Below are 21,904 nucleotides of genomic sequence, written 5' to 3' on the forward strand. Positions count from 1 at the left end.
TATCAATTTGCTCAATCTATAATTCCAATTTTATTATCAATACAATCAATGAAAATGCGATTATTCAAGAAGATTTTATTTCCCAGCATTCCTGTCATTCCGGAGAATTTCATCATAGAAAACTGCACATTGGAAAAACCTTCCACATAAGTCACTTGTTTTAACGGAACAGATTGGTTTTTGAATTGGATTTTCTCATTACAATCGGCTGTATAAGTCGTCAGAACATCATTCCAGGACTGTTCTTTTTCGATATCGATTTTTGAATTGGGCGATTTCAGTTTTTGCCATTCTTCTTTGTAGGTCAAAAATTCGTAAGCGCTGGTTCCGGAATCGTAGAGGAATTTTCTTTCTTCATCTTTCAAAATTCCTGAGATAATGATTTTTCTTTTCTTGAATTTAAAATCAAAAAGTTGATTTCTGAACTCTTTTAGAACTTGATTCAGATTGAAAACGACTTTGTTTTCTTTAAAATTAATCATTGTTTTTCGATTTTCCAGGATATCTGCACCAATCGTTCCGATGATTTGGATTGAATCTTTTTCGTCACTTTTTTTAGTTTTAAAAATCTTGAATTGATTCGATGAGATTTCCATATTTCCAACAAAGAAAGATGCTTTTGCCTTTTCATTATTAATTGAGATCTCTCTAATGTTTTTTATCGAATTGGAATAAAATACCGTGTAAGGCGAACCTGTGTCAAATTGAAGATAATAAGTCTCGTGATTTCCAGAAAAATGAATCGGAAGAAGCAAAACGTTTTTATCATTTCCGAGCCAAGTAATCGGAATGTTTCCGCTTTCGTTTTTTACAGTTAAATAATTGTCTTCCGGCGTAAATTTTTGGTCGAAATAAATATATCCGCCAACCAATATTAAAACCGAAATAGCTAAAAATCCTAACGCTAATTTCTTAAAAAGTTTCATTGTCAAATTTTTCTGCAAGATTCGGTTTTTGAAATCGAAATTGCTGTGAAAATGATATGACAATTTTACGTCAGTTTTATGACTTAGGTTATAAGAAGTTGTTTTTCAGTTTTATAGAAAGCGTATTGTTTTGGTTGAGACTGATGCCGTTTTTGATGACAATCCAAAGTTTGATGATGATAAATGCAATCAACGGAACTAAAAACAATGGAAATTTGATAGAAAACCAATGCTGAATGAACGGACTTAATATCAAAGAAACTGAAACAAAAAATGCCAAAATAATCTGAACACAAATAATACTTTTTCCCAATTCTCGGTTAGTGGAATCTTTAGTTTTATAGGTCAAAATCGCTGGAAAAATAATTCCACCAAACGGAATGATCAATCCGGATAAAGCAGAAAGATTGATGAGTTTTGCTCTGTCGATTTGAATGCTGTTTTCTTGCTTTGACAACAGATTTTCGGGTTCGGTTTCCAAAGCCTTCGCAATGGCTTTCAAAGTAAAACCTTTGAGATTTTGTCCGGATTCAATTCTTTGAATGGTTCTTAGCGAAAGTCCGGATTTCTCCGCTAGCTCTGTTTGAGTTAGGTTTTTGGCTTCGCGGAGGTTTTTGACTTTGGATTGCATCTTAATTGAATCTATTAATTAAACCTTATCCAAAGCAATCCTTTTTTTCTCCTTAGAATTCAGAAACTGAGTAGGAGAGAAGCCTGTGATTTTCTTGAACTGATTGGAAAGATGCTGAACACTTTTGTAACCTAACTTCTGAGAAATCTCAGTTAGATTAAATTCTTTGTAAAGCAACAATTCTTTTACTTTTTCAATCTTTTGGAGAATGAAATATTGTTCTAAAGTTACATTTTCGTTTTGAGAAAAAAGTTTGGAAATAGAACTGTAATCTCGGTGTAATTCCGAACTCAGAAATTCTGATAAAATAAAATCATCGCCCAGATCTTCTTCGGAAATTTTCTGGATCATCAAGGTTTTGATTTTTCCGATTTGCTTTTTTGAGGAATCTTCCAGGATTTCAAATCCCGTTGATTTGAGTTTCAAATTCAGCATTTCTAGTTCTTTATTAGAAATCTCGTCTTTCGTTTCAACTTCGCCCAATGAAATTTGATCAACCTCAATTTTCAATTCATCAAATATCGATTCGACCGCCAAAATGCAACGATTACAAACCATATTTTTGATAGAGATTTTCATAAATTCAAAATTAAGCAAAATCTATTCATAAAAAAAGCACCACGATTTGTGATGCTTTCTAAGGTTTTATTTTAAATTAATTATTTAATAATCAACTTTGTATTTGATTTTTTACCTTCAGATTGTTGTGTGATGATATAAACGCCTGATTGTAAATTGGTATTGATCTCGTTTTTCCCTTTGTTTACAATAGAAGAGAAAACAACTTTTCCACTAAGGTCTTGGATCACGATATTTCCATTGTTTTCAGTTTCCAGGAAGAAATGGTTTTTGCTTGGGTTAGGATAAACGCTTAATTTTGATCTGGCAACATCAGACACAGCTAATGTTTCAGCACAGTTGTAAGGTTTGAAATTAACCGTATTTGGATTCAGGCTTCCGATAACAGATTGAACCATTGTGTCATTGGAAAGCTCGTCTTCTCTCCAGCAGTTTCCGACAGCATTCACAGTATTAGGTGTGTTGTTGAAAAAAGCAGTTGTGCCTCCGTTGTTTCCATTGTTTTTGAAGACGTTATTTCCGTGGTCTCCATCTGTTCCAAGGTCTATGATGGCGTTACTCAAAACTGTGATTCCCCAAAGATTTCCACGGATTTGATTGTCTCTTACGATGACTTTTTGAGTTCCTGTTAGAGAGATTCCACTTCCACCTAAATTAGGATTGTTTTCCACATTATTATTTTCGATGATATTATTTCGGATAATTCCAGAAGTTCCAGCACCTTGATTCGTAATTCCATAACGGTTATCTCTTATTGTGTTTCCCTCTATTCGGAATCTGTTTGTTCCGCCCAGTAACCCGGAAACCGAAACTCCTCCAGCTCTTAATATTGCTCTGTTTCCTATGATAGTATTGTTGATGACTCTTGTAGAATCTGTGCCTCCAGGTCCCATATTGATTTGAGGATAATTTCCATTGTCAGTGTTATTTCCATAGAAATAATTGTTAATGATGTCTATAGAAACACTTCCTGATGCGCCAGAATTGATTCCTGCTCTAGAGTTTTCTAAAAATTGGGAATTTTTTACAACGTGTCCCGTTCCTTGGAATAATGCCAAAGCAGCACTGCTTGCAAGGCTACCGGTACTACCGCTAAGAGAATTATTATTTCTGTAAAGAATACAATTGTCCATCAAGAATCCCGTTGCAGCAAGTACGCGAACGCCGCCACCATATTCGACTCTGGTGTTTTTCATTTCTGCAACAGAGCCTTCCTCAAAACGGATTCCTCTGTATGGTGCAGTGATATCACTTGCGGTGATTGTAAAATTGGAAGCTGAGGTTTTGTATTCCCCATAAACAAAAATAGCAACTCCGGAATTAATTTTCAATGTTGTATTTTCATCGATAAGAAGTTTGTCCGTTGCAGAAAGTGTAAGGTCAGCTGTCAAATTGTAATCTGTGCCATTTTTGACTAAAACTGAAGGCGCAGCTGCGGATAAACTCGTTAATGTATAACTGGTTCCGTTTCCCGGACTTGTGAATTGAGCGTTCAGAAAAGCGCTGCAAGCCACAAAAAAAAGTGTCATTTTTTTCATAAGCATATAATTTTTCTATTATCAAATGTATTAATGTATTTTTATTTTTAACATAATATATTTGTTAAAATTTTTAATTATGTTTTCAGAAATCATAGCAGGAACAATGCGCTGGGGAATCTGGGGAGCCAATCATTCCCCAAAGCAAGTACAGGAATTGATAGAGGTTTGTCTAGAAGAAGATATCACTACCTTTGACCACGCCGACATCTACGGAGGTCATACAACCGAAGAACTTTTCGGAGATGCGTGGAAAGAAATGAATATTGACAGGGAAAAAGTCCAGTTCATTTCCAAATGTGGGATCATAATGAATTCTGATAAAAAGCCTTCTGCTCTCAAATATTACAATTATAACTCGGGTCATATTCTGAATTGTGTTGATGAAAGCCTACAAAACCTTAAAACCGATTATCTTGATGTTTTGTTGTTACATCGTCCTTCGCCATTGATGGATCCAGAAGAAATTGCCAATACATTCCAAGTTTTAAAGGACAATGGAAAAGTAAGAAACTTCGGAGTGAGTAATTTTTCTGTCTCTCAGTTTGATCTGATCGACCAATATTTTCCATTGATCACAAATCAGATCGAAGTTTCTGTGAACGAGATTTCATCTTTTGATAATGGTGTTTTGGATCAGCTGATGATGAAGGGTCTTCGGCCAACAGCTTGGTCAGTAATGGGAACTTATTTCTCTGAACGATCGGAGCAGAATATCAGAATCAAATCCATAATCGATGATCTTTGTCAGAAATATAATGTAGAGGAGAACCAGATCTTATTGGCATTTATATTAAAACATCCATCAAAGATCATCCCCGTTATCGGAACTTCCAAAGCAGAAACTATCCGGAAGTTGAATGCGTCTTCAATGATTGGTTTGGAAACAATGGATTGGTTCAAGATCTTAGAAGCGGTCATGGGAAAAGAGGTAGATTAATATTTTAATAATTTTAAAATTAAAATACCGATTATTCAAAAATAATTGTACCTTGCACCAAATTATATTTGAAATCAATAATCTTCATTTTTTGTTGTTTTTCCTTATCTATAATTTTAAAACAACGTTTTTATAACTTAATTTTTTTTTTAAAATGAACATTTTTGTTTCAAACATCAATTACGCAACTAGAGAAGATCAATTGCAAGAATTATTCGAAGGTTTTGGAGAAGTTTCTTCTCTTAAGATCATTACTGACAGAGAAACTGGGAGATCAAAGGGATTTGGTTTCGTAGAAATGGGAGACGCTGAAGGACAACAGGCTATCGAAGCGCTTAACCAAAAAGAATTCAATGGGAAAGCTCTAAACGTAACAGAAGCAAGACCAAAAGAAGAAAAACCAAGACGTTCTTTCGATAACAACCGTGGCGGAGGTTACGGCGGTGGAAATAGAGGTGGTGGAAATTACGGAAACGGTGGTGGAAACCGTGGCGGTGGAAGCCGTTGGTAATCAGCTTACCTATAAAATTTAAAAGCAACTCAATTTGAGTTGCTTTTTTTATGACTTTTTCTTTTTCTTCTTTTTGTCTTTGTCTTTCTTTTTCGATTTTTTGCCGGATGTGATCTCTTTGATGAAATCTTGGATCGGGTTTTCTTTTTCAGGATCTGCCTGCAAAGGAACAACCGTTGTTTTTACCTCAAAAAACTGACTGAAGTCATTTGGTCTAACAAGTTTTTCGTCCATCAAGACTTTTAATAGCTCGCTTCCGGAATTGTGGAAATAATTGTCCAGGAATCTTTTTAACACAAATTTTCGGTATTCCATAAACCCAACGGCAGGTTTGTAAAGGTAGATCCTTCCTTGTTTTTCGGTTTTAAGATAATTCTTTTCCACCAATATTTTTAGAAATGTAGAAACTGTATTTTGATGAGGTTTTGGTTCTGGAAAAATATCCATCAGTTCCCGGAAATAGATCGCTTCTTTTTCCCAAACGAGTTTCATTATTTCTTCTTCCGAAGACGTCAAAGGTTGTATTATCATAAAAATTAATTAGAAAATAATAGCTTTTACCATTATCAGATAAATCAAAGATACAAAAATTGCGATTCCACCACCAGAAAGAACTTCTTTTACGGTATGTCTTTTCAAGATAATTCTCGTGATTCCTATTATAATAGCCAGTAGGAACCAAAAGGTCCCGATTGTTGGATTGATCGCAAAAAACAAGGCCGATACATAAATGTTGAGACTTGTATGCATCGAACTTTTGATATAGAAATTACTCATTTGCATTAATATCAATAATATGCAAAGCATCAGAACGGTCCAGTCAATTTCTTTATGAAGAAAGTAATCGACAGCTAGAAAAACAATTGTCGAAATGATAATGAATATATATAAAGAATGTCTTTGCTTTCTGTTGGACACATCCATGTTGGTGTAGTTGCCTTTTTTTACGTTTCTGTAGATCCAAAGTGCGGTTGGGATGATAAGCAGGAGAAGAATTGGCAAGAATTTCTTTGAAGCCTCTTCCCAAGTGTAATTCTGATAACTGTAATAAAAAAAGTAGATGACAAGTGAAACCAATGGATTGAAGAAATTCGAAATGAATTTTGATATATTTAAGATAAAAGTGTTTTTGGTTTCCATTCAGCAAAATTTCGGTTCAATATACAAAATATCGTTTGAAATTCTAATTTTTGGATTTGTCTAATGTTAGTGCAATCGGTTGCATTCAGTTTAAAGCTTTTTTGAGGTGATGATTTTATTCATCAAAAAATATGATAATATGCATACAATAAAGAAAGATTTTTTTTCTTATTTTTGCTACATATTTCGAAATTACAATGAAAGAATTTTCTAAAGAAGTGTACCTTAAGTGGTACGAAGAAATGACGATGTGGAGAAGGTTTGAAGACAAATGCCGTTCTCTTTACTTAAAACAAAAGATCAGAGGTTTTTTACATCTATATAACGGTCAGGAAGCGATTCCTGCAGGTTTTACCCATGCAATGGACATGTCCAAGGACAGTATGATCACGGCGTACAGATGCCACATCCATCCAATGGCAATGGGAGTAGATCCTAAAAGAATTATGGCAGAACTTTGCGGAAAAGCAACTGGTACATCTCAAGGTATGGGTGGGTCTATGCACATTTTCAGCAAAGAACACCGTTTCTACGGAGGTCACGGTATCGTAGGCGGACAGATTCCTTTGGGAGCCGGTATTGCTTTCGCTGACAAATATTTTGACAGAAAAGCGGTCAACATCTGTTTTATGGGAGATGGAGCAGTTCGTCAAGGTTCACTTCACGAGACTTTCAATATGGCAATGAACTGGAAACTTCCTGTAGTTTTCGTTTGTGAGAACAACGGTTACGCAATGGGAACCTCTGTTAAAAGAACTGCCAATCACGAAGATATCTATAAATTAGGATTAGGTTACGAAATGCCTTGTCTTCCTGTAGATGCAATGGATCCGGAAAAAGTTGCTGAGGCAGCTTACGAGGCCATCGAAAGAGCCAGAAGAGGAGATGGGCCAACTTTCATAGAAGCAAGAACTTACCGTTACAGAGGCCACTCTATGTCAGATGCTGAACCTTATAGAACGAAAGAGGAAGTTGCTCAATACAAATTGGAAGATCCTATCGAGATCGTAAAACACAGGATATTAGAAAATTCTTGGGCGACTGAACAAGAGTTGGAAGCTATCGATGAGAAATCAAGAGAGTTTGTGGAAGAATGTATCGATTTTATGGAAAATTCTCCATATCCGGATGCAAATCTTCTTTACGATTATGTATACTCAACTCCTGATTATCCATTCATCAACAAATTAGAAAATAATTAATAACGATTTGGTGATGTGAGGATATGTAAATTGCTAATCTATTTTTACCAGTTATCTCACCGCATCATCTCATTATCAAATTAACATATCAAAAATTATGGCAGAAGTAATTACTATGCCCCGTTTATCGGATACGATGACGGAAGGTAAAGTTTCAAAATGGCACAAAAAGGTAGGTGACGCCGTAAAAGAAGGCGACATCCTTGCAGAGATCGAAACTGATAAAGCTGTTCAGGATTTTGAATCAGAACTGAATGGTACACTATTATATGTCGGAGTAGAAGAAGGAGGACAAGCGCCTGTAGATTCTGTTCTGGCAATTATCGGTAAAGAAGGAGAAGATGTTTCTGCTCTTATCGGTGGCGGTGCAAAAACTGAAGAAAAGAAATCTGAAGAAGAATCCAAAACTCAAGGCGAATCTACATCTGTGGAAACAGCTGACGAAGGTTCAGCTGATATTCCTGATGGCGTAGAAGTAATCACTATGCCTCGTCTTTCTGATACAATGACAGAAGGAAAAGTTGCCAAATGGCACAAGAATGTTGGTGATGTTGTAAAAGAAGGAGATATCCTTGCAGAAATTGAAACGGATAAAGCAGTTCAGGATTTTGAATCAGAATTCAATGGGACATTATTATTCCAAGGTGTTGGGGAAGGTGAAGCTGCTGAGGTTGATAAGATTTTAGCAATCATCGGACCTGCGGGAACTGATGTTTCTGCGGTTGTTTCCGGCGGTGGCAAAAAAACGGCATCTCCGAAAGCTGAAGCTAAATCTGAAACCAAAACAGAAGATAAAAAAGAAGCAGCGCCAGTTGCTGCATCTTCTACAGGTGATAGAATTGCAATTTCTCCTTTAGCTAAGAAAATAGCTCAGGATAAAGGAATTGATTTCGCTTCAATTAAAGGTTCTGGGGAAAACGGTAGAATTGTGAAAAAAGATGTTGAGAACTATCAACCGTCTGCACAACCTGCTGTTGCATCTGCTTCCAAAGCTGCTCCTGCTCAGCCAAGCGTAGCGTTTACTCCAGGTGAAGATTCTGAAACGCCTAACTCTCAAATGAGAAACATCATCGCTAAGAGACTTGCTGAAAGTAAGTTCACTGCGCCACATTATTATCTGACGGTGGAAATCAATATGGATAAAGCGATCGAAGCTAGAAAAGAGATGAACTCTGTTCCAGATACGAAAGTTTCTTTCAACGATATGGTGATCAAGGCGGTTGCTGTAGCATTAAGAAAGCATCCACAAGTAAATTCTTCTTGGGCTGGCGACAAAATCGTTCACCATGGTAACATCAATGTTGGTGTAGCGGTTGCTGTTCCGGACGGATTGGTAGTTCCTGTATTGAAAAATACAGATTATATGAACTATAACGAAATCTCTGCCGCGGTAAAAGATATGGCTGGAAGAGCGAAAACTAAAGCGCTTAAAGCTAATGAAATGGAAGGTTCTACTTTCTCTGTTTCTAATCTTGGAATGTTCGGAATTGAGACATTTACATCCATTATCAATCAACCGAATTCTGCCATCTTATCTGTAGGTGCAATCATCGAAAAACCAATTGTTAAAAATGGACAGATCGTAGTTGGAAATACAATGAAGTTATCACTGGCTTGTGACCACAGAGTAATTGATGGGGCAACAGGCGCTCAGTTCTTACAAACATTGAGAACTTATCTGGAAAGCCCGTTGACGCTTTTACTAGGATAGAAAACTTATTCGAAATATTATTTATAAAACCTTTCAACTTGTTGGAAGGTTTTTTGTTTTTTGAAATCTAAATATGATATTATTAATAAATATTCAATTTGTTCCTGATCATAAAAAAAATTACAGAAGCGGAATTGTTCTTCCACATTCTGTAATCTAATAATGAACGGATATTTATATTTGTTTATGGTTTCCAGAAGGCCCACATACTTCCATCATAGACAGATAGCAGGTGATTAAAAGTGTCGTAAGCCATCATTCCCGGAGCTGGGTTTATGATGTAAAGATGTGGACTGGCCATTTTTGGTAAGACCATTACCTTATCAGTATCTGTAAGAACAAGAATTCCTGATGTGGTATCCGTAGCTCCGTTTGTTCCGATACTGACTTTTGCGGAGACACTTTCTGTTAAAGGATTTTGTATCGTAAGATCCACAGTTCCGGTATTATTTTTACTTAGATCAAACCAGGAAGAATTTTTCCTGTATTTGACCTTTTTATCAGAAGTATCAAATATGATAGTTCCATCTACAGCTCCTGTCACTGCTGTTGTAGATGTTACCCAGGGCAGGATTATTCCTTTGTTACCATTTCCGAATTCTAAAGAGACAGACGAATTGGTAACCGCTGTCTTTCCTATTGCTACCTGAGAGAAAATGAACATAGGGGATAAGGCAAATATTATTGTGAATATATTTTTCATTTTAAAATTCTTTAAAGACAATTGATTAGTTTGATGGGCAGGTTGGCGTGTTAAGGCAAGTCCAGCCAGCACTCGTTCCTGTGGTATTTACCTGTAGACAATTTAATGTAATATTATAAACGATCATTCCTTCTATAATGTTAGTAGCGGGAATCGCAGATATCTGTGCCGATGTAAGCCTATTGATCACCAGACCTTTTGTTTTTGCTTCAAGGGCTATCCATGCGCCCTTTCTTATCATTGGCCAATTATTTCCTGTTGTGTCATTTCCTGCTCTATTCAATGAAGTGATACCAATTTCGGTCTGTAAAGCAGTTCCGGAGGTTGTCGCAGGTCTATAACAGACAGTCTGCGTGTCAGTATCGCTAGCAGTGTTATTTGCCAAATTTGGGTCAGTGATGTTGGTTGGAGGATTTACAGTTACGGTATTTGTGAGATTTCCATTTAAATTAAAAGGAATATTAATTAATACAGTATAAGTTATGGTGCCTCCAACAGGAATACCTACCTGATCATTTATAGCACCGGTTCGTGTTCCTGATACTGTTGTTGTGGAACCGTTGGAAGCAACTACTGTATAGCTTACATTGGCCTCAGGAATTCCTGATGGAACAGGATCTGTAACGATAGCCCCCAACACACCGAAAGGTCCATTGTTTTTTACAGTGACAGTGTAAGTAGTAGTTGTACCGGAAGCGTAAGTGGTAGTGCCGTCACTTTTCGTCACCTCAAGATCAGCATTAAAGGTAATTGGCATCGTAACACAATGAGCCCCATCGTTATTATTGTTTGGAGGTGCGCCGGAGATCAGGATCCTTTCACCTGTTGTAAGATTGAATTGATAGAATCCTCCATCATTCCTTACACCGAAGACTTCACCCGTACTGGAAGTGTACATTGCACCATAATGGGCTTCTGTATAAGTGCCTCCAATGTTGTTAACGACTCCCGTATTAGGATTGATCGAGACAAGCTGTCGGGTAGTACCTGAGTTGGTGAAACCGTTTACTCCATAAAGTAATCCTGTTGTAATGCTGTAGCCCATATCAGGAATATAGCCTATAGCAACAGTGTTATTTGGATATTTTAATGAAATAGCAGTGGCTGTCTTTGTTGTAAGATTGATCTTATATATTGTACTGGTACCTGCTGTAACATTGGCCATTACATAATAGTTTCCTGCATTATCAATTTCTCCGGAGAAATAATTGGCTACGGGTAAATTTGTGACAGCACCTAAATTTGTGAGGGTGCCATCTGGATTAATAACCAATAAGATATTGGAGCCACCAGATCCTTGCTGTATAGCATAGAGTTTTCCATCAATAGGATTGAGCCCTATGGAATTGTAATTAACGGAAGCTGCTGAACCTATCGCAGTGTAAGTAAAAGGATTAGTATCAGTACCTATCTTATAAAGAGTATTAAGTTGGGATAGATACATATTGTTGTTACATCCAAAGACTGTTGCAGTAGATTTAATGCTTTCAGAACAGATACCCAGAATACTTCCGTAATGTCCGCCTAACCCACTCATATTAAGGGTGGTAAATGGAGTAGGTGCGGTCAAACGAAAAATACCACCGCCACCTGCTCCCAGAGTGCCCTCCGGTGCGCCTGCCCCTGAGAAGATACTATTTCCCGATATGGTCGTATAACAATTGGTTGTAGAGCCGATAGAAATAGTTCCGCCATTGGACGTGAAATAGAATTTCTCATTAATGGTTCCTCCTGCAGCGGCGATTATGATGATAATGTCATTTACAGGTTTGGAAAAGGTAAGGGTTGTTGCCCAAGGGCCATTGTCCGCATTTGGAGACCAGTTGTTGTTTCCGACTAAAAGAGCGTTTGCGGATGTCGTAATAGCACTATTGCAATCATTGGTGTATGTTCCGGGATATGCTGTTACATAACCTGTGGATACAGACGTTATTGTGATTCCATTGATTAGAGTTGTGCCATTAGGTGTGATATTCGCAGTTCCACCGGAACAGGTCTGGCCTTTCGCGATCCCTGCCAGAGTAATCAGTAAAAAGGAAATTAAAGATATTGTCTTTAATTTTAAATCATAATTTTTAAGTCCCATTTTTTAATAATTATATCTTTTTATCATTCAATTTAGTTTCGAATTTGAAAAAGAAGTCCTAAAGTATTTCCAAGGTTATCAGGAATATTAGGACTTCCAGAATCTCATCATTTGTGAATTTTCATCATTTTCAGTTGTTTTTAGAATCGGAATATGTTGTAATTGAAATACTCTATCGAGCTTTGAAACTCCTCTTTGAAAAACAGGTGCAAATGAATAAAGAATGGACCATGATTCAAAAAAAACACATGTTACATAGATGTTACATGTGTTTAAGATTCTGATAATCAGTATTGAGTGTGGATGTCGTGGTGCGACTTAAATCTGGGTGAAATTATCAATGATTTAACAAGCTGGCATATGTCCATACTAAAGATTACAAAAAATCATTTTGTTTTTCGCAGACATAAAACGGGGAAATTGGACTGAGATATTTTAGAAATTATCCAGCTCTTGCATCCAAAGATTGAAATCCTTGTCAGATGGGATATTATATTTTTTCCGGATACGGTGTTTGCGCAATTGTACCGCTGCTATGGTAACAAAAGTAAAATCAGCAATTTCTTTGGTAGAGAAATTAAGAAAAGCCAGTCCATAGAAATGCAATTCCGAGTTGCTGACTTTCGGGTTGATGGACTTGATGTTTTTGATAAAATTAGGATATACTTCCTGGAAAAGAACAATGAATTCCGGACTGTTGTTTTTGGCAAGATCGATCAGTTCTGCCAGTTGACTTTCTTCTGCTTTGCGATTCAGGTCATCCCTTTGTCTCTCCAGTTCGGATTTTTCGACAAGCAAAATTTCTTTCTGTTGAAGAACCGCATTTTTCTTCTGTTTGGTTTTTTTAATAATGATATAAAAGGATAGCCCTAAAATTGTTAAAAATAGAATCAAAAAAATGATCCATTTATTTCTGGTTTCTATTTTTTCATTTTTCTTTTCCTGATCGTGGAGAATACTGTTTATAGTTTCTTTGAGGCCATCATTTTTCTTTTCTTTTAATTGGTCACTATATTTTTCAGACTGCTGTCTGTAATTTTTCTCTTCTTTTTTATTACCCAGAAGGGCATAGATATCTGCGAGTTTAGAAGAGGTGCTGATGACACAAAATATGTCCTCAATCTTCATTGAGTCAATTTCAGATAAGGTTTTCTGAAAAGCTGCAATAGATTTTTGATAATCCTTGGTGTTGAAGTAATAATAGCCCTGAAGTTCGTAGGCAACATATCTGTAGGTCAGGTTTTCAAAAATTCTGGCTTCTTCGAATGCTTTTGACATATATACTTTGGCGGAGTCATACTGTTTCAGCCCCATACATATGTACGATTTTCTTATATAAGTGTTCATTGCTTCACCTAACTTGACTTTTCTACCAATCTTTAATGCCTTATCTATATATTGATTGGCCATCTTGTAATTGTTGTCCTTTTCAAATCTGTAAGCATAATAGAAATAACCTTTCACAAGGTCTTGCTTAGCATCAGCAGTAGGTATTTTTTCAAGGATTTCTATATATTTATTCAAAGCATCCAGGGCAAGATCATCCAAGCCTAATACATTATAGTTGACGTATTTGATTTCTAATATTTTAGTTTTAAGAATATTATCATCTACTGTTGTTTTCTTCTCCAGATTAGAAATTTGAGATAGACTTTCTTTATAATTGTCAAGAACATATAATTCATAGGCAAGGCTTATAGTACTTTTAATGATCAAAGTATTGTCACCCGATTCTTCTGAAATATCATAAGCTTTTTTTGCATATCTCAGAGACTTTATCCCATCTTCATACCTGCTCAGTTCAGAAAGCCTAAGGAGAGAATCGACATCTTTTGCGCGTTTTTGTTGAGCACTCCCTTGGGAGAAAATGATTGATGTGAAAAGAATGATTATAATTTTCTTCAACATAGACTATTTGAAATCTTTAATTATGGGTACGATATTTTTGCAGTTTTATTGCTGTTATTGTCATGAAAACCATATCGGCAATTTCTTTCGTCAAAAAAATTAAGAAAGCCAGACCACTTAAAAATAGTTTGGAATTCCTGACACTGGGTTTTTATGACAGATGATATATAATGTAAAAGAAATAGTTATTGGCCAATACATTATTTTGTAAAAGTATAAAAAATATATATTGACTTTGGTATACCTGAAATTTCAAGATCCCCCTTCAAAAATTTTGAAGAGGGATCTTGAAAAATTACCTAAGAAAAAAGAGCGTTAATTATGGTGTGAGGTCTCTTTGATTCTCAATTATGATATCTTGTAGTGATTGCTGAAGGTGATCAAGCTTATTCCTGCTATAGCCATAGACCGGGTATTGTTTGATTATGTTCCGTTTTTTGGTCTTAATTTCAATATATAATATTTTTATCCAGAATTGCTTTTTTATATAGAAACGGCATAATTTATAATTGGGAAATTCTGCAACTGGAAAATGGATCTTTCTATCAAAAGGATGATATTGCTTGATGGATATAACATGACCGGAACAATCAAATTCCAGGCATCTGATATGTGTTATAATAAGCACGATGCTGATTATCAGATATAATACAAGGATGTGCGGGAACAGGTCTAAGGATCCACAAAATAACAGAACAAGGTATCCGACAATAATTATAAAAAGAACTATAAGAATCAGGATGCTAAAACGATAGACATATTTTTTGTTGCTCAGTCTCATGATCTGTTTTTTATTATCTGTGATATTATTTATTATAAAAAGGGGATTCCAAAGTATAAAAATGTTCATAAGGATATTGTGTTTTTAGAATCAAGTGTTTTGGGAATCCCTTAGATGGTTTTATTGGAATATTTTGGTCTTCTTTTTTTCATTATCTGATGTTTCTGATTTTCGGACGCAAATTCTGTGCAAATAAATAGAAAATGGAAAAAGACTCCCAATAAGAATATGTTACATGGGTATTACATTGCTTTATCTCGTCCGTATTCTTTAATAATAAAAAAGGGATTCCAAAGTATAAAAATGCTCATAAGGATATTGTGTTTTTAGAATCAGGTTTTTTCAGGAATCCCTTAGATGGTATTATAATGTTTTAATGGGTAGTTTGTTAAAACCTCCCTTTTTACAGGGAGGTAAAAAACACAAACTGAGGATCTAACAACCACCAGTTTTCTGTTGCAAAAGTGATGATACAGTATCACACTTTGCGGTTCATTAGTATCGTGGCATACTAACACCTAGTATCGGGTGATACTAAACGCCTGTATAGCCCGATACTACAGACCTGTATATCTTCTATAGTACGCTGAGGGCTTTATCAAATGCTGCTGTCCTGGGTTCTTTCAGCATGATCTTGCCTCCTGCATATTGTGTGATCACTTCCAATCTGTAAGTTCCTGTTTCCAGGTCTGGGATTATCACGATAAGTTCCGAAGGATTGTTGACCACGATATCGCTTACCTCTACCTGTGTTCTTTTCTCATTGGCAGTATTGATGAAGAAGATGCCATTGTCCTTACCATCGCCGGCTATTTTTATCTTGCTTCCCACTATCTTAAGATTACGTCCTGGTGTCAGTAGGTCATTTACCGTTCCGCTCTTCACGTCTGTCACTTGAAGTATGATAGATGAAGCATCTGCCACGCCCAGTATGTTGATCTCTATGTTTGGAATCTCGGCTCTCAGCTTGTCCCCTTGGTTGAACTGGAACAAGATGTTGTGCTTTTCTTTGTTGAAGGTCTCTGTAGGACTGTCGAAGACCCCGCGGATCTGTGTTCCGGCTAAAAAGTAGCCGGTGTTCACAGAATATCCGTCACATAATTGATAGGCAATCTCTTTTAGGAAAAGCTCGGTCGCATGCTCCATGGCAGCAGCTGTTACATCTGCACCACCACGGTTGACCGCTGCTTCGCAGATTTGTTTCACATTGAGGGATCTTTCGCTGGCGGTACGTGCGATATAATCATTAGGATTGTCTTTTGTAAGTGCATTATCATATAGATATGCTTTGATCTTATGTAATATTGCCATGTTTTGTGTATTTAGATTGCAAAATATAAAGATTACAGAAGCGGAATTGGACCGCTTGCTGTAATCAAACTATGAAATGGTGTTTTTCTAAGGTTTCCAGAAAGACCACACCGTGCCATTGTATACTGCCAGCATATGATTGGAGGTGTCATACACCATCATCCCTGCTGCAGGGCTTACAATGTTGAGATGCGGACTGTCAACTTTCGGAAGTACCATTGCTTTGTTGATATCGGTGAGTACCAATATCCCGGGAGTGGTGTCTGTGGCTCCTTCAGCCCCAATGGCAGCCTTAGCAGAAGGACTGTCTGAAAGGTTATCCTGCAGAAAGGTATCTACTGATCCTGTATTGTCTCTGCTTAGGTCAAACCATACGCCGGCTTTTCTGTATTTGACCTTTTTATCCGCAGTGTCGTATATAATAGTGCCGTCTACAGCACCTGTTATGGCAGTGGCAGACGTTACCCAAGGTAATATAAGACCTCTTTTTTCGTTGCCGAATTCTAAAGAGACAGAATTGTTACTAATAGATGGTTTTCCGATAGCCACCTGACAAAAACAAACTGTGGAATAGAAAGCCAATAATATTGTGATTGTATTTTTCATCTTTGAATTAATTATTAATAATTAGTTTAATTTGAAGGACAAGCAGGCGTACTAAGACATGACCATCCTGCAGCTGTACCGGTCGTATTAACCTGTAGGCATTTTAGGTCGGTATTGTAAACAGCCATACCTTCAATTATATCTGCGGCCGGGATGCTGGCAATCTGCGCAGACGTAAGCCTGTTGACAACAAAGCCTTTGGTTTTAGATTCAAGAACGGTCCATGCCCCTTTTCTTACCATTGGCCAATTGCCGCCTGAGGCGGTATTCCCTGCTCTGTTCAGAGAAGTGATCCCATGCTGCGTTTCTAAAACAGTTCCGATGGTTGTTGCGGGCTTGAAGCAAGCACTGGAGCTATCGGTATCGGTAGCTATATTATTAGCTTGATTAGAATCTGTAATATTAGCCGGAGCAGTAACGCTGGCAATATTAACAAGGTCTCCTGTAAAGTCTATCGGAATATTTACCGTAATCGTATAAGTAACCGAACCGTTTACCGGAAGACCCACCAGATCATTGATGGCACCTGTTTGCGTTCCTGAAACACTGGTCGTAGAACCCGGAGATGCCACTGCGGTATAACTTACGTTTGCTGCCGGAATTCCTGCAGGAACCGCATCTTTAACCAATGCATCCACCACACCGTAAGAAGGTCCCAGATTGCTAACGACTACCGTGTAGGTCGTACTGCTTCCCGGAACATACGTTAACGTGTTATCTGTCTTTTCGATTTTTAAATCTGCCGTGAACGTAATAGGACTGGTCACACAATGGGCTCCATCATTTCCACTGCTCTGAGCCGCACCCGATATCAAGACTCTTTCACCGGTGGTCAGGTTAAACTGATAAAAACCTCCGTCATTTCGGATTCCGAATACCTCTCCTGTACTCGAAGTGTACATGGCTCCATAATTAGATTCTGCATATATTGCCCCAATAGGTTTTACCAAGCCTGTAGATGGATTGATAGAGATCAGCTGCCTTTTTCTATTTGCCCCACTATCAATGTTATTGAAGCCATTTACTCCGTATAGTAAACCTGTAGTAATGCTGTAAGACATATCCGGGAGGTAGAGTGCAGCTGCTGTATTATTGGCATATTTTAATGAGATTGAAGTTGCTGTTCTTGTATTGATATTAATTTTGTACATAGTGTTGGTTCCGTTAACATTATTGTCTATTACGTAATAGTTTCCGGAATTATCAATTTCACCTCCGAAATAGTTTGCTGATGGTAATCCTGAAACAACTCCGAGGTTGGTGGTAGAGCCATCGGTATTGATCACCCGCAAATTACTGCTTGATTGCTGCATTCCATACATTTTACCATCCAAAGGATTAAGCCCTATGGCGTTGTAGGCAATGGCTGCATCACCTATTGTTGGATAGGTAAATGGATTAACAGCTGTATTAATAGTATATAGGGTAGTGCTAGATCCGTCCGATTGTGACAAATACATATTGTTGCTGCAGCCAAAAGCCGTGGTAACGGTAACATAAAAATCCTCTACTTCTCCACCTCCTGCTGCGGCAAAAGGTCTTTTGACAGCATCACTATCCAGAGATGTTCTTAGTCTTACATAACTGTTAGCCGGTAAAGTTATTCCCGATGGCGTTGCAAAGTCAATATTATAACTTTTGGTACCGGAATTTGCAGGAACTGTAACTGTGATTCCTGTTTCATTATCATCTAAAAAGTCTCCGTCAGCATTCCAATCGATGAAGGCATTAGCATATGCAACCTTAGATGATGTATTGGTCACTTTGATTGGCAAGCTGTATGTTGAAGATGTAGATAGAATTGTTAAAATAACTGATGATAAGCCATCTTCCTCTGCACCGTCCAGGTTGGCAGCGGCTGAAGGTTGGTTTTGTACTTCTGCATCAGGCGGTAACGCTCCTAAATATAGTCCTGTAAATAACGAGTGTGCTGCGGCAACAGGTATTGCTCTTTCATTCAAATCATAGCTTACCGGGGCATCACCATAATCTCTTTGTACTCCCGAAATATTGACACGGCAAGGGATAACGGTTTCACAACCTATTGATGAGTAAGCCGTCAATACAAAATCTACATAACCATTCGCATAATCCTGCGGATTGATGGTATAGGTCGTTACCGGGTTGGTACTGTTCGCAAAAACGCCATTGGTTCCGGATGACCATTTATAAGAAGCAGCCCCAGAGAAGCTATAGCTAAGATTGATCGTAGTAGCTGTACTGGTAACGGTTGCCGGGCAAGTGCCTCCTGTAAGTACTGGTGCGGCAACTCCGACAACATTAGATGTTACTACTGGTGTTGTTGCAGAATTGTTGTTATACGCAGGATTTATATTGGTCAATTGTGCCTTCAAAGCTGTTGTTCCTACAGCCGCGCCAATATCAAGCTTGAAAGAATTGATACCCGGAGCCAGTGAATAAACTGTAAAGGTTTTTGCACCTGTCGTATTAGTAAATCCTAGATTACCCGGTAAAACAATATTGCTCACATTATAAGGTTCAGAAACATAAAGAGAACCGTTATTCAGATTAAGATTGAGCTGAGTATTATAAATAGCAACCGGATATGGATTGGTAATGGTAAGTGTTGCAGCCGAGAAATCTCCTGCACAAACAGATGTCGGGTTCAAGCTTACTGCAACATCTATAGTATGTGTTGTAGAGCAGAATGCATTATCAAACAGGGTAACATTATCATCCAAATGGTTGGAACCATCAAAACCATCACCTACAGTAGCTGAGTTTTGTGCTGTAAAGTTTTTATCCGGATTGATAATAGGGTTGGAATGTGCCGCATTGGTTTTTGTAGCCTGTACGATGGCATCAAAATCATACGTTCCTCCTGCTGCATTGGTCACATCATAGGTATAAGTATAAGTGGCACAATCCCCGGATGCCAATGGTGCGCATGTTGCGTCAAATTTGAAAACTCTTACCTGTCCTGCGTCTGTGCCTGCTCCATTGTTTTCATATGCGCTACCAGCAACAATTTGTCCATTGGCTGATACTGCCACAAAAAGTCCCCAACGATCTGCTGGCTGCTCCTGAGGGATAGAATTCCTCAAAACCCAAGCACTTCCCACATACTCATATACACGTACTGTTCCGATAGTGGGATTACTAGGTCCACAAACCACCGTATTACCGGAAGATGACAAGGTTACATCAAAACCAAAATAGTCATTACTACCGCCGGTTGTAAGAGTAGCTCCCTTTTGTACCCATTGGCTTGTTGCAGAGTTCCAGGTATAAAGCTTGACAGCACCACCAATTGAGCTGTAAGTATGTGCGCCGGCAGCAAGTGTATTGCCATCATCCGATATATCAATACTAAACCCTAATAATTGATTAGTAACAGTCCCAACTATTGTTTGACCCCGCTGTACCCACTGGGATGTTGCAGCGTTCCAAGCATAAGATTTAAGAAGTCCCTTTCCATTACTTATTATATCACCTCCTGTCAATAAGAAATTTCCATCCGCTGACATGGCAACTCGCGAAAGTAGATCGTTTGTCGTACCAATAATAGGAGCTCCTTTCAATACCCAAGCTGTCCCATTCCATCTGTAAACGGCTACGCCTGAAGTGGTGGAGCTAGCCCCACCTCTTACAACTGCTAAGGTATTTCCATCATCGGAAAGACTAACTGGACCGGTAGATGTACCAAAATTCTCAGAAATATCTAATCCACGCTGTTGCCAGCTTGATCCGTTCCAGTCATAGATTCTTACAACAGGAGAGTATGCTGGGCTTCCAGTTGCGCTAAGATCAGCTATGGCTACCGTATTTCCATTTCCGGACAAATAGGCACTAGACACATCATTACCTGTTATATCTGACCCTTTTTGAACCCAGTCGGTTCCATTATAACTGTAGACTCTGCGATTCGTAAATGAACCAGATAACACGGTTAAACCATCATTAGATAAATAAACACCGTCAGAACCGAAATATTCCCCTGCAAATCCGTCAATATCAGTTCCTAATTGTGTAAATGTATTTCCTATGATATCACAAGTGGGCGATGTACTTCCTGTTAATACAAAGTTGGGTGCTGCAAAAGGCAAAACATTGGTAATATTGGCAGGCTGTGGTCCGCTATTGCATATCTGCACGGTGTATTTCACAATGTCATCACACGCCCCTCCTTCCGAAGTTACTGAAGTATTCAGGATCGCCATATTACACCCTGTACCACTTATTAAGTTGGTTCCTGCTGATAGATTATTTTGAGCATCTTTCTCTGGCGATACAGAAAGTTGAGCCTGACTTATAGAAGAAGATACAGGCACCTGATTTCCGGCTGTATTCCCGTTATAATTAACCAAAGCAAATACGGTCTGTGCTGTTTTCAGGTTCGGTATGTTAATCCCGGTAATGGTTCCGGAAAAAGATGATCCTGCGGCTATATTTACTGTGCCTGCATTATAAACGCCCAATAAATTAGTCCCGGGTATATGCGGGTCTGCATCATATAAGGATATATAGAGATTCCCTGAAAAGGCAACATTCCCTATATTGTTTGCTACATAATTGAGACTGTATTCTGGTGTTGTTGTACAGTTTTTCACTGTAAAATTGGATAGGCTGACTGTTAAGTCCGGCATTGGAGTAGGAGGAACATAAGTACACGCCTGTGCTGCCAACTGTTTTGCACGTGCGATAACATTCGTTGACAAAGACTGGTAATCTACTGCACTGAAATAACCTCCTGGTGAAGCAACCAATGGTAATGTCTGATCAGGCACCGCATCATCTATTGCCATAACAATGACACTGAAGCCTTTGCTTTTAAGTAAAGCAGCAGTAGTAAGAATAGACTGAGGTATTTGTGAAGGATAAGCATCCGTTAAAATAATCATTACCTGAGCTACATTACGGCCTGGAATCTGGGGTAAACCAGCAACAATACTTGCCGCACTCATTCCGTAACCTACGTTGGTACCTCCATTCAAAATTCTCGGAGCATTTTCATAGCTTACAATATCGCTCAACAGGGTTGTATAATTGTTGGTAGAGCCGGGAAAATCATATTGCCGATACTCGTTGGTATTAGAAAAATCTCCTATGGCTATTCTTGTCTGGTTGGTTGCTGTGCCCAATGGTGACATTTCTATAGCCAATCGGGATATGAATTGTTTACTCTGGCTATATTCCCGAGCGTCTACAGAGCCGGAATTGTCGTTCAATATAAATATATCGGCTCCGCATTGTGCAGATAGCGTTTGGATACATAAAATCAGTAGACTTACAATCCATGATCGCATTTTAATATCGGGTAGATATTTTTGATCTTTTGTTTGTTTTTTTATCAACATATGTTTGTGTTAA

General features: G+C 37.9%; 16 protein-coding genes. 4 read left to right on the top strand and 12 right to left on the bottom strand.

The window, feature by feature from the left end; translation table 11 throughout:
- Positions 1 to 11: 11 nt before the first annotated feature.
- The 4 genes from BLT30_RS06430 to BLT30_RS06445 all read right to left on the bottom strand — a co-directional run bounded on the left by BLT30_RS06430 (position 12) and on the right by BLT30_RS06445 (position 3,665).
- Entirely contained in the window at positions 12 to 926 is a 915-nt protein-coding gene (locus tag BLT30_RS06430) for a hypothetical protein (RefSeq protein ID WP_089872941.1), read from the bottom strand.
- An 88-nt stretch (positions 927 to 1,014) separates the two neighbouring features.
- Positions 1,015 to 1,557: a helix-turn-helix domain-containing protein gene (locus BLT30_RS06435; RefSeq protein ID WP_089872478.1), complete on the bottom strand. Its 543-nt coding sequence runs from the start codon at positions 1,555 to 1,557 to the stop codon at positions 1,015 to 1,017.
- A gap of 18 nt (positions 1,558 to 1,575) precedes the next feature.
- Positions 1,576 to 2,136, bottom strand: coding sequence for a helix-turn-helix domain-containing protein (locus BLT30_RS06440; protein ID WP_089872480.1), 561 nt, complete (start codon positions 2,134 to 2,136; stop codon positions 1,576 to 1,578).
- An 80-nt stretch (positions 2,137 to 2,216) separates the two neighbouring features.
- Positions 2,217 to 3,665 (bottom strand): T9SS type A sorting domain-containing protein, encoded by a 1,449-nt coding sequence (locus BLT30_RS06445; RefSeq protein ID WP_175487135.1) that lies wholly within the window; start codon positions 3,663 to 3,665, stop codon positions 2,217 to 2,219.
- Between the two features lie 88 nt (positions 3,666 to 3,753).
- Between BLT30_RS06445 and BLT30_RS06450 the strand changes: the two genes are divergently transcribed.
- Together BLT30_RS06450 and BLT30_RS06455 are read left to right on the top strand one after the other, a co-directional pair.
- Positions 3,754 to 4,614, top strand: coding sequence for an aldo/keto reductase (locus BLT30_RS06450; RefSeq protein ID WP_245707126.1), 861 nt, complete (start codon positions 3,754 to 3,756; stop codon positions 4,612 to 4,614).
- A gap of 154 nt (positions 4,615 to 4,768) precedes the next feature.
- Complete coding sequence (locus BLT30_RS06455) at positions 4,769 to 5,125, top strand: RNA recognition motif domain-containing protein (protein ID WP_027382555.1); 357 nt, start codon at positions 4,769 to 4,771, stop codon at positions 5,123 to 5,125.
- Positions 5,126 to 5,173: 48 nt separating this feature from the next.
- On the opposite strand, the gene BLT30_RS06460 is transcribed toward BLT30_RS06455, so the two are convergent.
- Positions 5,174 to 5,656, bottom strand: a complete 483-nt coding sequence (locus BLT30_RS06460; protein ID WP_089872485.1) for a BlaI/MecI/CopY family transcriptional regulator — start codon at positions 5,654 to 5,656, stop codon at positions 5,174 to 5,176.
- Positions 5,657 to 5,665: 9 nt separating this feature from the next.
- Positions 5,666 to 6,265: a phosphatase PAP2 family protein gene (locus BLT30_RS06465; protein WP_089872487.1), complete on the bottom strand. Its 600-nt coding sequence runs from the start codon at positions 6,263 to 6,265 to the stop codon at positions 5,666 to 5,668.
- Between the two features lie 197 nt (positions 6,266 to 6,462).
- On the opposite strand from BLT30_RS06465, the gene pdhA reads away from it, so the two are divergent.
- Together pdhA and BLT30_RS06475 are read left to right on the top strand one after the other, a co-directional pair.
- On the top strand, positions 6,463 to 7,467 hold the full coding sequence (pdhA, locus tag BLT30_RS06470; RefSeq protein WP_027382552.1) for a pyruvate dehydrogenase (acetyl-transferring) E1 component subunit alpha: 1,005 nt from the start codon (positions 6,463 to 6,465) through the stop codon (positions 7,465 to 7,467).
- A gap of 97 nt (positions 7,468 to 7,564) precedes the next feature.
- Positions 7,565 to 9,178, top strand: a complete 1,614-nt coding sequence (locus BLT30_RS06475; RefSeq protein ID WP_089872489.1) for a 2-oxo acid dehydrogenase subunit E2 — start codon at positions 7,565 to 7,567, stop codon at positions 9,176 to 9,178.
- A gap of 184 nt (positions 9,179 to 9,362) precedes the next feature.
- On the opposite strand, the gene BLT30_RS06480 is transcribed toward BLT30_RS06475, so the two are convergent.
- The 6 genes from BLT30_RS06480 to BLT30_RS06505 all read right to left on the bottom strand — a co-directional run bounded on the left by BLT30_RS06480 (position 9,363) and on the right by BLT30_RS06505 (position 21,891).
- On the bottom strand, positions 9,363 to 9,881 hold the full coding sequence (locus tag BLT30_RS06480) for a hypothetical protein (RefSeq protein ID WP_089872491.1): 519 nt from the start codon (positions 9,879 to 9,881) through the stop codon (positions 9,363 to 9,365).
- A 25-nt stretch (positions 9,882 to 9,906) separates the two neighbouring features.
- Positions 9,907 to 11,967: a DUF6923 family protein gene (locus BLT30_RS06485; RefSeq protein ID WP_089872493.1), complete on the bottom strand. Its 2,061-nt coding sequence runs from the start codon at positions 11,965 to 11,967 to the stop codon at positions 9,907 to 9,909.
- 435 nt (positions 11,968 to 12,402) lie between these two features.
- Positions 12,403 to 13,875, bottom strand: a complete 1,473-nt coding sequence (locus BLT30_RS06490) for a hypothetical protein (protein ID WP_089872495.1) — start codon at positions 13,873 to 13,875, stop codon at positions 12,403 to 12,405.
- 1,357 nt (positions 13,876 to 15,232) lie between these two features.
- Positions 15,233 to 15,967, bottom strand: a complete 735-nt coding sequence (locus tag BLT30_RS06495) for a DNA-binding domain-containing protein (RefSeq protein WP_089872497.1) — start codon at positions 15,965 to 15,967, stop codon at positions 15,233 to 15,235.
- 87 nt (positions 15,968 to 16,054) lie between these two features.
- The gene (locus tag BLT30_RS06500; protein WP_089872499.1) at positions 16,055 to 16,573 is read right to left on the bottom strand and encodes a hypothetical protein; all 519 of its coding nucleotides are present in this window, start codon (positions 16,571 to 16,573) and stop codon (positions 16,055 to 16,057) included.
- Positions 16,574 to 16,599: 26 nt separating this feature from the next.
- The gene (locus BLT30_RS06505) at positions 16,600 to 21,891 is read right to left on the bottom strand and encodes a VWA domain-containing protein (RefSeq protein ID WP_089872501.1); all 5,292 of its coding nucleotides are present in this window, start codon (positions 21,889 to 21,891) and stop codon (positions 16,600 to 16,602) included.
- Positions 21,892 to 21,904: the final 13 nt, after the last annotated feature.

It is taken from the genome of Epilithonimonas hungarica (assembly GCF_900102265.1).
Taxonomy (GTDB): Bacteria; Bacteroidota; Bacteroidia; order Flavobacteriales; family Weeksellaceae; genus Epilithonimonas; species Epilithonimonas hungarica.